Annotated in this window: 12 protein-coding genes and 1 pseudogene; 7 read left to right on the top strand and 6 right to left on the bottom strand. The window is 61.4% G+C overall.

The window, feature by feature from the left end:
- Positions 1-169: 169 nt before the first annotated feature.
- Positions 170-613: pseudogene (locus tag SJY18_RS03175) on the top strand (recombinase family protein); the annotation flags it as partial.
- Between the two features lie 54 nt (positions 614-667).
- Here SJY18_RS03175 and SJY18_RS03180 read toward each other — a convergent pair.
- Positions 668-1390 carry a phosphotransferase gene (locus SJY18_RS03180; RefSeq protein ID WP_396668873.1) on the bottom strand — a complete coding sequence of 241 codons (723 nt, stop codon included), beginning with the start codon at positions 1388-1390 and terminating at the stop codon, positions 668-670.
- Between the two features lie 68 nt (positions 1391-1458).
- Between SJY18_RS03180 and SJY18_RS03185 the strand changes: the two genes are divergently transcribed.
- Together SJY18_RS03185 and SJY18_RS03190 are read left to right on the top strand one after the other, a co-directional pair.
- Complete coding sequence (locus SJY18_RS03185) at positions 1459-2379, top strand: AEC family transporter (protein WP_396668361.1); 921 nt, start codon at positions 1459-1461, stop codon at positions 2377-2379.
- Between the two features lie 115 nt (positions 2380-2494).
- Positions 2495-3049 carry a DUF308 domain-containing protein gene (locus SJY18_RS03190; protein ID WP_396668362.1) on the top strand — a complete coding sequence of 185 codons (555 nt, stop codon included), beginning with the start codon at positions 2495-2497 and terminating at the stop codon, positions 3047-3049.
- A gap of 60 nt (positions 3050-3109) precedes the next feature.
- On the opposite strand, the gene SJY18_RS03195 is transcribed toward SJY18_RS03190, so the two are convergent.
- Both SJY18_RS03195 and SJY18_RS03200 read right to left on the bottom strand, forming a co-directional pair.
- The gene (locus tag SJY18_RS03195) at positions 3110-5095 is read right to left on the bottom strand and encodes a S9 family peptidase (RefSeq protein WP_396668363.1); all 1986 of its coding nucleotides are present in this window, start codon (positions 5093-5095) and stop codon (positions 3110-3112) included.
- Positions 5096-5098: 3 nt separating this feature from the next.
- A complete protein-coding gene (locus SJY18_RS03200) occupies positions 5099-5863 on the bottom strand; it encodes an SDR family oxidoreductase (RefSeq protein ID WP_337337854.1) in 765 nt (254 codons plus the stop codon).
- Between the two features lie 122 nt (positions 5864-5985).
- On the opposite strand from SJY18_RS03200, the gene SJY18_RS03205 reads away from it, so the two are divergent.
- The 4 genes from SJY18_RS03205 (at position 5986) to SJY18_RS03220 (ending at position 8813) form a co-directional block, all read left to right on the top strand.
- On the top strand, positions 5986-6480 hold the full coding sequence (locus SJY18_RS03205) for an NfeD family protein (protein ID WP_337337853.1): 495 nt from the start codon (positions 5986-5988) through the stop codon (positions 6478-6480).
- Positions 6473-7540: an SPFH domain-containing protein gene (locus tag SJY18_RS03210; protein ID WP_337337852.1), complete on the top strand. Its 1068-nt coding sequence runs from the start codon at positions 6473-6475 to the stop codon at positions 7538-7540. The genes SJY18_RS03205 and SJY18_RS03210 overlap by 8 nt, the downstream gene beginning before the upstream one ends.
- The gene (locus SJY18_RS03215) at positions 7533-8327 is read left to right on the top strand and encodes a glycerophosphodiester phosphodiesterase family protein (RefSeq protein WP_396668364.1); all 795 of its coding nucleotides are present in this window, start codon (positions 7533-7535) and stop codon (positions 8325-8327) included. Before SJY18_RS03210 ends, SJY18_RS03215 begins: the two co-directional genes overlap by 8 nt.
- Positions 8328-8432: 105 nt before the next feature.
- Positions 8433-8813: an RNA polymerase-binding protein RbpA gene (locus tag SJY18_RS03220; RefSeq protein ID WP_337337850.1), complete on the top strand. Its 381-nt coding sequence runs from the start codon at positions 8433-8435 to the stop codon at positions 8811-8813.
- Positions 8814-8842: 29 nt separating this feature from the next.
- Here SJY18_RS03220 and lnt read toward each other — a convergent pair whose 3' ends face one another.
- From lnt to tatC, 3 genes are read right to left on the bottom strand one after another with little or no spacing between them, the layout of a single operon-like run.
- Positions 8843-10381, bottom strand: a complete 1539-nt coding sequence (gene lnt / locus SJY18_RS03225) for an apolipoprotein N-acyltransferase (protein WP_396668365.1) — start codon at positions 10379-10381, stop codon at positions 8843-8845.
- Positions 10381-12879: a DEAD/DEAH box helicase gene (locus tag SJY18_RS03230; RefSeq protein WP_396668366.1), complete on the bottom strand. Its 2499-nt coding sequence runs from the start codon at positions 12877-12879 to the stop codon at positions 10381-10383. The genes lnt and SJY18_RS03230 overlap by 1 nt, the downstream gene beginning before the upstream one ends.
- Positions 12876-13637, bottom strand: coding sequence for a twin-arginine translocase subunit TatC (gene tatC / locus SJY18_RS03235; RefSeq protein ID WP_337338409.1), 762 nt, complete (start codon positions 13635-13637; stop codon positions 12876-12878). Before tatC ends, SJY18_RS03230 begins: the two co-directional genes overlap by 4 nt.
- Positions 13638-13653 lie beyond the last annotated feature (16 nt).

The raw sequence follows: 13653 nt of genomic DNA on the forward strand, positions 1-13653 counted from the left end.
GCGATGGCCAGACGTCTCATATCCCTAGAGTTTCAGCACGTTCCAGAATCGACTGAGCAACCGCGGCGCCTCCAGCGACCTTCTGATCGTGAGTCCCGTAACTATGTGTCACAAGCTAATGCTTGAAGTCGAGTACTCACCATTAGTTATGGGAGACCGGGGGAGCGTCATGGGAAAGCTGATGGGGTACGCGCGAGTCTCGACGCGTCAGCAGTCCAATGACAGGCAAGAGGTCGATCTGCGCGCGGCGGGCGTCCGGCGTGACGATTTGTATATCGACAACGGTGTCTCAGGCGCCAGAGCGTCACGCCCAGAGTTTGATCGCGCCGTCGAAGCACTCGAAAGAGGCGACACGCTTGTCATCACCACGCTCGACAGGCTCGGACGGTCCACGCAGAACTTGCTTGCGTTTGCGGAAGAGCTGCGCCGAGTTGGTGCCGGTCGTCGTGTCCTGAATCGCGGGGGCGAAGATGCTGATACGGCGACTCCGATGGGTTCGATGCTGTTTACGATGATGGCCGCTCTGGCGCAGATGGAGCACGAGATCAAGAGCGAACGGATCATCGACTCCATTAGCAAGCGAAGGGCTGCAGGACTCGAACTTGACGGAAGGGAGGGAGCACCTCACAGGCGTATTGTCATAATGTGCATTATCGGTGGTAATTGGTTACGCGCTTTTCCAGAGCTTCAGCCGCTCAGCATCACGTCGATACATAGCCGCATGAGCCAAGAACTCGGCCCGCCCTGTGTCAGCGGCTCGGGCCCGCGTAAACGTCTCGAGTTCATCGAGTCGCTGCACAATCACGCTCACAACATCGTCCGGCGTGAACGGCATGCCATATGCATTGACTAGTGCCACAAGGCGCTGTGACCGGTTCAGCAGTTCAGCGTGTGGGGCGTCTTCAGCGAACGGCACCAAGCGGTACGCGAGATATGCGAGATCCCACACACGCGACCCCGGCGACGCGAAATCAAAGTCGATAACCCCGCTCAGCACACCCCCGCGCATGATCAAGTTGTACGGCGCGAAATCGTTATGACAAATCACCTCGATGGGCTGATGTGCGGGCGAACGCCATACGAGGCAGTCTTCGCCGACAAGCTCTACCGAGGCATCGTGCATTCTTCTCAGCAGTTGCGCGGCCGAAGTCAGAACGCTCTCAGACCACAGCACAGCCGGATCTGCGCCGGCCAGCGTTTCACCGGGTAAGAAGGTGAGCACCTCGCGGTTGGCATCATCGAGACCAATCACCGCTGGCACCTCGTCAATTGAGGTCATTGTGTTCAGCAGCTTGTGAACGGCAGGAGTCCACTCCCCCGTCTCACGACGCACCGTCGCGCCCGATCGAAGGACGGGTGACATATTGCCGCCCGACAGGTGTTCCTCCACACCCGTCAGTCTTTCAGATTCACGTTGTCGATTCGCTGTCTTCACGGCCCCATCTCTAGGCTTTGCTCATGCTGGAGTCGCTCACCGGGTTCGCCGTCGTGGGTGTGGCAATCGTCGTCGGCTGGATCATCGGGCGAATTGACCTCCTGGGCGAGCACGCACGCCCGGTTCTCGCGCGGCTGACCTTCTTTGTGTTGTCACCGTTTCTTCTTTTCGTCGTGCTCTCACAAGCCGACGTGCAAACCCTGTTCTCAGCGCTTCTGCCGGTGTCGGCAATCGCCGCCGTCGCCGTCTTTCTGATCTATGCACTCATCGCTCGCTTCGTATGGCGACGCTCGTTGGGCGAGACCGTGGTCGGCCTACTGTCGGCCGGGCAGGTCAATTCGAACAACATCGGCATTCCCCTCTCGCTCTATCTGCTCGGCAGCGCTGCGTACCCTGCACCGGTGATCCTGCTGCAGCTGCTCGTGTTCACTCCCGTGACAATCGCGATTATGGATGCTGTCACTTCCGGCCGAACAAGCGTGTGGCGCACGATCGGGCGCACACTGACAAACCCGATCGTTCTCGGGTCGACATTAGGAACCCTCGTCTCGGTATCGGGAATTGAACTCCCCCCGATCGTCATTGAGCCGGCAATCCTCATCGCCAACGCGTGCGTGCCTATTTTGCTCATCAGCTACGGCATCTCACTTCACGGGCAACGCGTACTGTCATCGTCTGGCAGACGCCGAGACATCGTGCTGGCGTCGTCGCTCAAGCTCTTCGCGATGCCGTTCATCGCATGGGCCGTCGCCGAGTTCGTCTTCGGACTGGGCGCTCACGACGTGCTTGTCATCACGGTGCTCGCGGCTCTCCCGACCGCACAGAACGTCTTCAATTACTCGCAGCGCTACGGCATTGGCGAGACGATCTCGCGCGACACCGTGCTTGTCACCACGATCGGCTGCGTACCTGTACTGATCTTCGTCACCCTGTTGCTCGGTTGAACGAACTCACGCAGCCACAAGATTGCAACACTCCCCCACCGAACTCGCCGTCAGCGACGAGGACGTCTAAGCTGTAACCCGCACGCTCACAGCTAACTCCCAGAAAGGCCCACGCATGTCCATGGAATCCGCCGAAAAGTCGGCAGTAAACGGAATCCGCACCGCGCTCGGCGTCGGCGGCCTCCTCGCAATCATCGTCGGTGTACTGATCCTCGCATGGCCCGGCGCAACGGCTTCCGTCGTGACTGCCATCATCGCCGTGTACGCGATCGCCGCCGGCCTTATCTACGGTGGCCTCGGTATCTTCTCGAAGCAGAAGGGCGGTTGGGCCCGCGTCGGTCACATCGTGCTCGGCCTCGTGTTCATCGCCGCCGGCATCATCATGTTCGCCAACCTCCAGGTAGCCACCGGATGGTTCGCAGTATTCTTCGCCATTCTGATCGGCATCATGTGGATCGTCGAAGGCATCGTATCGCTGTCGACACTGGGCGACGCTGCTTCCAAAGGATGGACGATCTTCTTCGCGATCGTCAGCATCATTGCCGGTCTCTACTTGGTCTTCACGCCGCTGTGGGGCGCATTCGCGCTCTGGTGGCTGCTCGGCATCCTGCTGATCGTCCTCGGTATCATCAACGTGGTCCGCGCATTCACCTTCGGTAAGAAAGCCTGATCAACAGCTTGTAAAAAGAAGAACGGCCTGGATTCATCCAGGCCGTTCTTCTTTTGCGCGCTAGCGAACCGGAAGGAAGCGCGCCCACCACTCGAGCACCGCGTCGAAACGCTGCACACGGTGTCGCGGTTGCCCCGCACGGGTGAGTTCATGGTCCTCGCCAGGAAAGATCAGCATCTCAGCGTCAACACCGTTGCGCTTCAGTGCCGAGAAATAGCGCGTGGCTTGCTCGAGCGGGCAGCGGAAGTCGAGTTCCGAATGCACGACAAGAGTAGGAGTCGAGACCTGGGCCACCACGGCCATCGGACTCTGACGCGCCACAGCGGCACCATCGACACCGACATACTCATCACCGAAGAAAGTACCGATGTCACTCGTTCCCTGAAAAGACACCGGGTCGAGAAAGCCACGTTCCACGATGGCAGCTGCGAAACGGTGATCGTGAGCGATGATCCACGCCGTGAGGTAGCCACCATAGGACCCGCCCATGACGCCAACTCGATCGCTCTCAAGCCGCGAATCCGCGGCAATCGCACCATCCAGAAAATCAATCACGTCGGCAAAGTCAACGGTGCCCATCTGTCCGCGAATGCTCAACCCGTGCTCGCGACCATAGCCGGCAGATCCGCGCGGATTGGAATAGACCACCGCGTAGCCCGCATCGACGAGCACCTGCGTCTCATCGAAAAGGTGAATGCCATATGAGGCATATGGGCCGCCGTGAATTTGCAGTACAACAGGAAACGGCCCGTCGCCGGCAGGGGTGGCTACCCATCCGTGCACGGGATAGCCGTCGCGACCTTCAACCGTGAGCTCACGAGGAGTCACAATCCCGGTGGCAGCGGCGGCATCTCCAAACGAGGTCAACGTGCGGACTCCGCCGCCATCGATCACGATGAGTTCGCCGTACGAATCCTGTCCCTGCACAGCTGCCACCATCGTCTGGGCCGCCGCCGCGTGAGCGGTGACTTCGACGCTCCCGCCGAGCACCTCTTCTGCGTCACCTGTCGTCGAGATCTTCACGAGCCTCAACCGACCGTGAGTGCGATCCTGCACCAAGAACCCGTCATCGAGGCTAGTGATGTGACTGCCCACCTCACCGAGGTCGAGCGTCTTATCGGTCAATCGCCGTGGAGCTCCCGCCTCGAGCACCCAGAGTCCCACCATCGGTGCGACAAAGTCGACGTCGCTGTTGGCGAGCTCGTGTGCGAGCAACGCGATGTTGCCGTCGTGTGCGATCGCAACCTCTTGGATGGACAGTCGCGCCTCGGCGCTCACGATCTCGCGTTCCCCGGTGCCGTCCACCGCCACCGCAATCAAACGGCTGCGAAGATCACGCCGAATGTGCTCTGCGACATCAGGAATGGTCAGAATCTCGCTGCCATCTTCACTGAACACCACGGCGCTGTGAGAGGCCGGCCCGAAGGTCAGCTGCCGAGGCATGCTCTGCAATACACGTCTCTCGGGTGCCGGACTGTGCGCGTCAACAACGGCCGGTGCCGCTTCGTAGAATGGCTCCGCGTCTAGGTTCGGCGCGTCGACGACAAACACGTGTGCGGGGCGATCACCGGTATAGCCCAGGCCGTTCGCATGCCAGCGGATGCCGGTGATGTGGCGCGGTGCTTCCGCCGAAGCATCCAGGCCTTCAATGTCACCGTACCGACCGGGATCCGCTACCCGCGCAACGAACGCAATTGAATCTCCCGCGGGCGACCATCGGAAGCTGGATACGCCGAGCGGGGCATCACTCGTCTGCACTGGTTCACCACCATTGGCGGCGACGACATGGATCTGCGGCTTGCCGTTGGTGTCAGCGCGTAAGAACGCGACGCTCGCGTCATCGGGGGAAAGCTGCGGCGAGCTGTCGGACACACCGCGAGTCATGCGAGTCAGCGTGCCTGCGGGCAATTCCGCTCGCCACAACTGCCCGACAGCACGATTGGCCGCAATGTCAGGGCGCGACGTTGCGAAGATGGCAAACGTCGCATCTGCTGCCAGGGTCGGGCGCCCGACCGAAACCAGCGTCTCAATGTCTTGCGCGCGCATCGGTCATTCACCCACGAACGAAGAAGTGTCGCCCACCAGCTTTGTATTGTTCTCGGGAACCTCTTCCACCGCAGCCTTGGCGACTTCGGCCGCGAACTCCGACACGTTGTAGAGCTTGCCCGCCGAGTCACGGCGCGAGGCGATCGCCCCGGGGTTAGCACGTTCGAGCAGCGTGGCGGTGATCGTGCCCTCGATCATGTCGCCCGACACCACGACGAAACTGATGCCGCGATCGTCGAGAGCGGGAATCATCTCCCGCAGGGCATCTTCACCCGCCCGCTTAGAGAGTGCGACCGGCACGTATTCCGGCATCGTGGGCGTCGTGCGAATGAAGTGCGCCTGGTGGCTGGTGACGAAGACCACGCGTGCGTGCTTCGACAGCAGCGGGGTGGCAGCCTCAAGGACACGCACCTGGGCATCACGGTTGAGCGCGAGGGCGTAGTCCTCAGCCATACCCGATTCCATACCCCCAGATGCATTCAGCACCAGGATGTCGAGCGAGCCGAAAGTGGACTGCACCTCAGCGAACATCGCATCGACAGAAGCCCGATCTGTGAGGTCGGCACCCACGACCAACACCTCGACTCCCAGTTCGCGCAGCTCACGCGCCAGTTTCTCGGCACGCGGAGCTTTGTTGCGAAAGTTGATCACCACGTTTGCGCCGGCCTCGGCCAGGTATCGCACCGTGTCGGCGCCGATGCCACGAGAAGATCCGGTCACGAGGGCCGTGCGGCCGGTGAGCGCTCCCTGAGCGAGAGGCTGTGTCATTGTGCACTCCTGGGTGGTTCTGAGCGATTCCACCGAACGTGAAATCATATTCGACCCTACCAATCGGGCACCGCTGACCCCCTCGTTGGTAGTCTTCAAACAAGTCATCGAAAGGATGGGCGATGTTGCCAGATCTCACGCAGTACATGTGGATTCTCTGGCTTGCCCTCGTGCTGATCTTCGTCATCATCGAGTTGCTCACGCTTGAGTTCACCTTTCTTATGCTCGCGGCGGGCGCGCTCATCGGCGGCCTCGGGGTGAACCTTCTGGGTGGGGCCTGGTGGCTGCAGATAGCCGCCGCCGCCGTTGTCTCGGCTCTGCTGCTCTTCACGATTCGCCCGCTTCTGCTCAAAGCACTGCGCCGTGGCTCCGCAGACGTGCCGATGAACGTCGACGCGATTCTCGGTATGTCCGGTCGCGTGATCGGCGCATTTACCGAAGGCAACGGCACTGTGAAGCTTGATAACGGCGAAACGTGGTCTGCACGGCTTCCAGAAGACGTCTCAGATTCGCTGCTGGCGGTCGGCACACGAGTGTCAGTAACCCGGGTGCTCGGCGCGACCGTCGAAGTTTCCGCTCCCCCCTCTCCCCTCGAAAGGACCACCAAGAATGGTTGACGTTGGGGCCTTTGTCGGCCAGATATTCATAGTGATCCTGCTGATCGTCATCGCGATATTCGTGGTCGTGGTTATCTTTCGCTCAATTCGCATCATTCCCCAAGCCAATGCGGGAGTCGTCGAGCGCCTGGGTAAATATCAGCGAACACTTGCGCCTGGATTGAACATCCTCGTTCCGTTCATCGATCGCGTTCGACCGCTCATCGATCTGCGCGAGCAAGTCGTATCTTTTCCGCCGCAACCGGTGATCACCGAAGACAACCTCGTCGTCTCCATCGACACCGTCGTGTACTTCCAAGTGACTGACGCGCGTGCGGCGACCTATGAGATCGCGAACTACCTGGGCGCGGTAGAGCAGCTCACGACCACGACGCTGCGAAACGTGGTGGGTGGTTTGAACCTCGAAGAGGCGCTTACGAGCCGCGACGAAATCAACAGCAAGCTTCGCGTGGTGCTCGACGAGGCGACAGGAAAGTGGGGCATTCGCGTATCGCGTGTCGAGCTCAAGGCGATTGATCCGCCGCTCTCAATCCAAGACTCGATGGAGAAGCAGATGCGCGCGGAACGCGATCGTCGCGCTGCGATCCTCACCGCGGAAGGATCCAAGCAGTCGCAGATTCTTGAAGCGGAAGGTCGCAGACAAGCCGAGATCTTGCGCGCCGAGGGCGACAAGCTCGCCTCGGTTCTGCGCGCGCAGGGCGAATCAGAGGCCATCGAAATGGTGTTCAACGCGATTCACGTCGGTGATGCCGACGAGAAGCTGCTGGCTTACCAGTACCTGCAGACTCTTCCGAAGATCGCTGACAGTCCATCGAGCAAGCTGTGGATCGTGCCCAGCGAGATGACGCAGGCGTTGCAGGGAATCGGTGCGGCGTTTGCTGGACGCACCGGGTCAACCCCTCCTCCCACCGACGAGAGTGCAACGCCAAAGGCAAAACGTGAGTCGACGAGCCGCGCCACCGCTGAAGAGGCTGTGGCGGCGGCAAAACAGGCAGCCTCTGAAGCAGACTCCATCGCAACTGAAGCACGCACTGCACCAACACCCGGATCGGATGTCTGAACCGCCCGCGCCGCACCCCTGGTTTGACGCGTCCGAGACACCTCGCGTGCTCGCCCATCGTGGGCTGGTGACAGATGACGCGCTCTCGGCCGGCATCGTCGAGAACTCCTTCGCGGCAGTAGCGGCGGCGCATGCGGCAGGCGCGATCTATCTTGAGTCTGATTGCCATCTCACCCGGGATGGCGAAGTGGTGCTCTTTCACGACGACGAGCTGCTGCGGATCGCCGACGACAAGCGGCGCATCGACGAGGTCGATCTGCGCGAGCTAGAGCAACTCATGGCGGAACGCGGTGGACTGGTGACTTTGGCTCAAGCGCTCGATTCGTTTCCCGATGTTCGGTTCAACATCGATGTGAAGGCGGATGCTGCGGCAGAAGCCGCCGGAACCATCGTCGGACCGTTTGCCGACCGAGTTCTGCTGACAAGCTTTTCCGACCAGCGACGACGCCGAGCCCTCGAATCCGCGCTCCACGCGAACCCTGCGCAACGACCAGCTACCTCCGCCGGTTCGGCCACGGTCGCACGACTGATTCTCGCCCTCACCATCCGCTCGCGGCGAGGCGTCGCTGCAGCACTAGACGGCATTGATGCGCTGCAGCTGCCCGAGCGGCACGGGGCACTGCGGGTGGTGAGCCCGCGGCTGCTCGAAGCTGCGCACCGACACGGGGTGGAAGTGCACGTGTGGACGGTGAACGAACCCGACGATATGCGCCGGCTGGTCGCGCTCGGAGTCGACGGAATCGTGACCGACCGCGCCGCCGATGCCCTCGCCCTGCTGAAGGTCTAACACCGGCTGTGCATCAACTGTGAATGGTCGTTAACGGGCACCGTTCCAACCTTCTGCACAGGTGACCCCGTTATACCTAATAGGTAGCGACGAGAGGACCACACAATGGCAGACCGCAGCCTTCGCGGCATCCGACTCGGCGCCCAGAGCTTACAGAGCGAAGAGGGCGTCGTGTTCCATGAACGCGCACAGCACACCTACCACTGCACGACGTGCAAAAACGATTCCACGCTGACCTTTGCCGCTGACGCAGAGGTTCCCGAGGCCTGGGAATGCCGCACCTGCGGCGCCGAGGCGCTCCTGCGTGTTGGCGACACGACGGCCACCGTCGACCATTCCGGCGACAAGGTGCCTCGTAGCCACTGGGACATGCTGCTAGAGCGTCGCACGCTTCCAGAGCTCGAGGAGTTGCTCGAAGAGCGCCTCGCCCTGTTGCGTGAGCGCCGCGGCACAAGTGAGCCCGCAAGCGCCAAGATCAGCGCCTAGCTGACGCGATCCGCAAAACGCCGGTCCTCCTAGAGGGCCGGCGTTTTGGCGCGCGTGCGCGCAGCGATCTTGGCGCGTACGCCCACCAAAACGATGGCCAGCACGCTGCCGAATCCGATCGCCAGTTGAACTGCAGGACCGATGATGACCGCTGGCGTGAGACCGGTTCGCAGCGGCACATCGGTGAGCATATGACCGGCGACGTCCGCAGCGATACCGTCGATCGTGGAGCCGTCAGGCGCGATCACCTGACTGGTGCCGACGGTCGACAGGTTGACCACCGAGCGACCCGTTTCAATAGCTCGCATGCGTGCGAAGGCGAGCTGTTGGAGGTTCTCGTCAGTCTCACGAAAGTCCGCGTTGTTCGTCTGAAACATGTAAAGCTGCGCACCATCTCGGGCACCGTCCCAGATGACGCTGTCGTAGATCACGTCAAAGCAGATCGCCAAGCCGACGCCAATGCCGTTGACATCGAAGAACGGCGGATTGGTGCCTGGCGTGTACTCGCGTTGAATCAAACCAACCAGATCAGGTGCCAGCGGCTCGAAGAACCATCGATCGGGCACGTACTCCCCCATCGGCACTGGGTTCGCTTTGTCGTGCAGTTGCACCGCTCCCTCGCCGCCGATCCACAGCATCGAGGTATTGAAGGTGTCATCGCCGCGTGTGGTCGCCGCGTTCACCAGCAGCGGTGCATCCACTTGTCGGGCTAGGGCATCGAGCGTGAAGGCCGTTGACGAGTTCGTCAACGGGTCGGAGTCAATTCCGCCCTCTGGCCAGAGCAGCACATCCATGTCTTCACCGAACAGAGGCTCGGATGCTTCGAGTTGCGCACCGAGCACCGCATTGGCGGTGCGCTCATCGAAGTAGCCCGATGGTCCGTTGCCCTGCACGCTGCCGACACGCATGTCGCCGGCTGGGGTGGTCGGAAATGCTGGCAGCACCAGCATCAGCAGGCCAAGGCTCGCGGCTGGTATGGCCGTGCGAATCTGCCGCCACTGCCCAAGCCGAATCCACTCGATCACACCTGCGGTGAACGCAACCATGAAGAAGGTGAGCCCAGCGACACCCACCCACGAGGTGATGTGCGCGAGCGGGCTCTCAGACTGGCTCATTCCAATTCGTGCCCACGGAAAGCCCGAGTAGGGCCACGCACCCATAAACAGTTCTCGTGCCGTCCACAGGCCCGCCACGAGAGCGGGCAGCGCGATGAGGTGCACCCAGCGTGATGATGACAGCCGAGGCAGCCATCGATAGGCCAGGGTGATCGGAATCGACCCGAAAGCTATGAAGATGGTCTCGACAGCGGTTAGGGCGAACCAGGGAACCACACCCAGATAGCGCGTGATCCACACAATGTGAATCAGGTAGAACGAGACGCCGAAAACGAATCCAACAAGTACCGACCCCCACGCCGACCTACCGATGAGCGTCACGAGCACCAGCCCGACGCCAACAAAGGCGAACGGCCACCAGCCCAGCGACGGGTAGGCGAGATCAAGCACGCCGCCAGCGAGAGCAGCGACGATGACAGCTGCCCAAAGGGGCAAGATCGGACGAACGTGCATCAGACCGTGCCGTACGCCACTATGCCGCGGCGGACCGCATCAAGGGCCTTGCGCGCAGTCGTGGCCAGCGGAGCGTCGGCTACGAGCGAGAGCTGGTCGAGAAGGTCTATCGTCTGCTTAGACCAGCGCACGAAGTCGCCCGCTGCCATGTCTGCTTCCGAGAGCACACGATCGAGCATGCCGCCGCGCGCCCACGAGTACATTGCCTGAGCAAGGCCCGCAGCTGGCGGTTCGGACCCCGGCAGCTTGTGGTCTTGTTCGAGGTCGTCGAGCTCTTGCCATAGCGTCAAAGTCTCTGCCAACGCCACGCGGAAAGCGCCCCGCGGCAGTGCCCGCTCCCCCGAACCAGACTCATCACGGCGCGGTTCGTAAACAAGACTGCACGCCAGTGCAGCAAGTGACGGCGCGTCGAGCTTGTTCCACAGACCCTGGCGAATCGACTCGGCCACGAGCAGATCACGTTCGCCATAGATGCGTCGCATCGTGCGTCCCGCAGCTGTGAGGCTCACGACTCCCTCATCGTCGATGTTCACATACTGCAGGGTGTGCAAAACGTCGACAACACGGTCGAAGATTCGGGCCACGGTTCCGGTGCGATTGTCGATCTCGCGCCGAAGCTGGTCGGTAGTACGCTTCATGCGCCAGTAGCGCTCACCCCAGCGCGCGTGATCTTCGCGCTCCGGGCATTGGTGGCAGGGGTGTCTCTGCATGCGGCGCCGCAACGTAGCCAGTTGCTTCTGGCGCGCATCTCGGGTGGAACGCGATGCGTTCGCATCCTTCCGGTTGGTTCGCTCGAGATCACTGAGCTCACGGCGAATGCCGGAGTATTCTGCGAAGTCACCGCGATCGCAACTCATCGCCTTCTTATAGCCAGCGAGGGATTCTTCCTGCTCACGCACCTTGCGCGCCAAACCCACCACCGCGCGGTCTGCTTGGAACTGCGCGAACGATGATTCGAGAATCTCGCGTGCGCGGGGCCGCCCGAACTGATCGATGAGGTTGACGGCCATGTTGTATGTCGGGCGAAAACTGGAATTGAGCGGGTAGGTGCGGCGAGAAGCCAAGGCGGCGACGGATTGCGGGTCTAGCCCCTCCGCCCACTGAATGACCGCGTGGCCTTCGACATCGATGCCGCGCCGTCCGGCACGTCCGGTGAGCTGCGTGTACTCCCCCGAGGTGATCGCCACGCGCGCTTCGCCGTTGAACTTCTCGAGCTTCTCGAGCACAACAGTTCGCGCCGGCATGTTGATGCCCAGCGCGAGTGTCTCGGTTGCGAAGACAACCTTCACAAGGCGGCGGCGGTACAGGTCTTCAACGACTTCTTTGAACGCGGGAAGCAGACCAGCGTGGTGTGACGCCACCCCCCTCTCGAGGTTGCTCAGCCAATCCCAATAGCCGAGCACAGCAAGGTCTTCGTCGTGCAAGGCACGAGTGCGCTCCTCGACGGTCGCGCGAATCTCAGCGCGCTCCTCCGCCGTCGTTAGGCGCAGGCCCGAGCGGCGCACCTGCTGAACGGCAGCGTCGCAACCGACACGAGAAAAGATGAAGAAAATGGCAGGAAGAAGATTTGCGCGGTCAAGGAGCGCTATCACCTCGGGACGGTCAATACGCTCCATGCGCGGCACGTTCGCGGGCCGCACCGGCGGCTTGTTGCCGTGCTTTGTTCGGCGCCGCGATGACTGGTAGCCGCCGTGTCGCGCACTGTTCGACGATTGCGCGCGTCGGTTGTTCTCGTAGTTGTTGCCCTTGAACGAGCGAATTCGCATGAGCTCTTGATTGACCTGAGCGGTTGCAATGCCGGCCCTGTCATCGAAAAGCGGAAGCAGATCTCCTCGCACGAGCACGTGCTGTTCTAGCGGCACCGGACGAATCTCCGACACGATCACGGCGGTGTCGCCGCGGACGGTGTCGAGCCAGTCGCCGAATTCTTCAGCGTTCGACACCGTCGCAGAAAGCGAGATCATCCGCACTGCGGGTGGAAGATGAATGATCACTTCTTCCCATACCGCGCCGCGGAACCTGTCGGCGAGGTAGTGGACCTCGTCCATGACGACGTAGCGCAGGCCGCGCAACGCTGGTGAGTCGGCGTACAGCATGTTGCGCAGCACTTCGGTTGTCATGACAACAACCCGCGCATTGCCGTTGATGTTCGTGTCGCCGGTGAGGAGGCCTACCTCAGACTCACCATAAACCTGCTGCAACTCCCGAAACTTCTGGTTGGAAAGAGCTTTCATCGGTGTGGTGTAGAACGCTTTCACGCCCGGCTCACGCATCGCCAGATGAATGGCGAACTCTCCGACGATCGTCTTCCCCGCGCCCGTGGGGGCAGCGACCAACACGCTCTTGCCGTCCTCAAGCGCGCGGCATCCTTCGATCTGAAAATCGTCGAGTTCAAACTCTTGGGATGCAGCGAACTCGGCCGTGATCGCGTGAATCCGGTTCTGCTCGGCGCTCTCGCGCGCTCGTGCGTATCGCTCTGCAGGACCGGGGTCGCTCACTCGGGTGCCTCCGAAGCTAGAAATGCCGCATCGCGTTTCGCTTTGCGTCGGTCAAAGAGCATCGACAGGCCAGCCGCGGCGAAGAAGAGCATCGTCAGGATGCCCGCCAGCAGCAAGGTGGTGGCAATGTCTGCCGGTGGCGTGGCGAGAGAAGCGAATACCACCGCGATGATGATCGCGATGCGCCAGCCCTGAAGAATCGCACGTCCCGAGATGATTCCGGCCAAGTTGAGCGCCACTAGGAACACGGGCAGCACGAAGGCAACCCCGACGAACAACAGCAGCTTGAACACAAAATCGTAGTAGTAGATCGCGTCATAGAACGCGGCCGCCCCTTCGGGGACAAACGTCGCCATCAGGCTCACGATGTTAGGCATCACGTAGAGTCCGGTGGCGCAGCCAGCGAAGAAGAGCGGAACCGCGGCACCCACAAATCCGATGGTGTATCGAATCTCTTTGCGAGTCAGACCGGGCATGATGTACGCCCACACTTGCCAGATCCACACCGGAGCCGAAAGCAACAGACCGATCGCGAACGACATCCTCAGTCGAAGATCGAATCCTGCCGTCACGCTGCTGAACGCCAACTCGACAGCCGAACCTTCGCCGCGGCTCTCTGCGACGATTCGAATCGGCTCCGTGATCAAGCGCAACACAGGGTCCGTCACGATGAATGCGACGACCATTCCCACGACCAGCGCGATCGCGCCGATCAGCAATCGTCGCTTCAGCTCCACCAAATGAGCGCCCAGCGACATCCGCCGGTCGCGCTTC

Origin of the sequence: Microbacterium sp. R86528 (assembly GCF_044596335.1) — a bacterium.
In the GTDB taxonomy this organism is placed as follows: Bacteria; Actinomycetota; Actinomycetes; order Actinomycetales; family Microbacteriaceae; genus Microbacterium; species Microbacterium marmarense.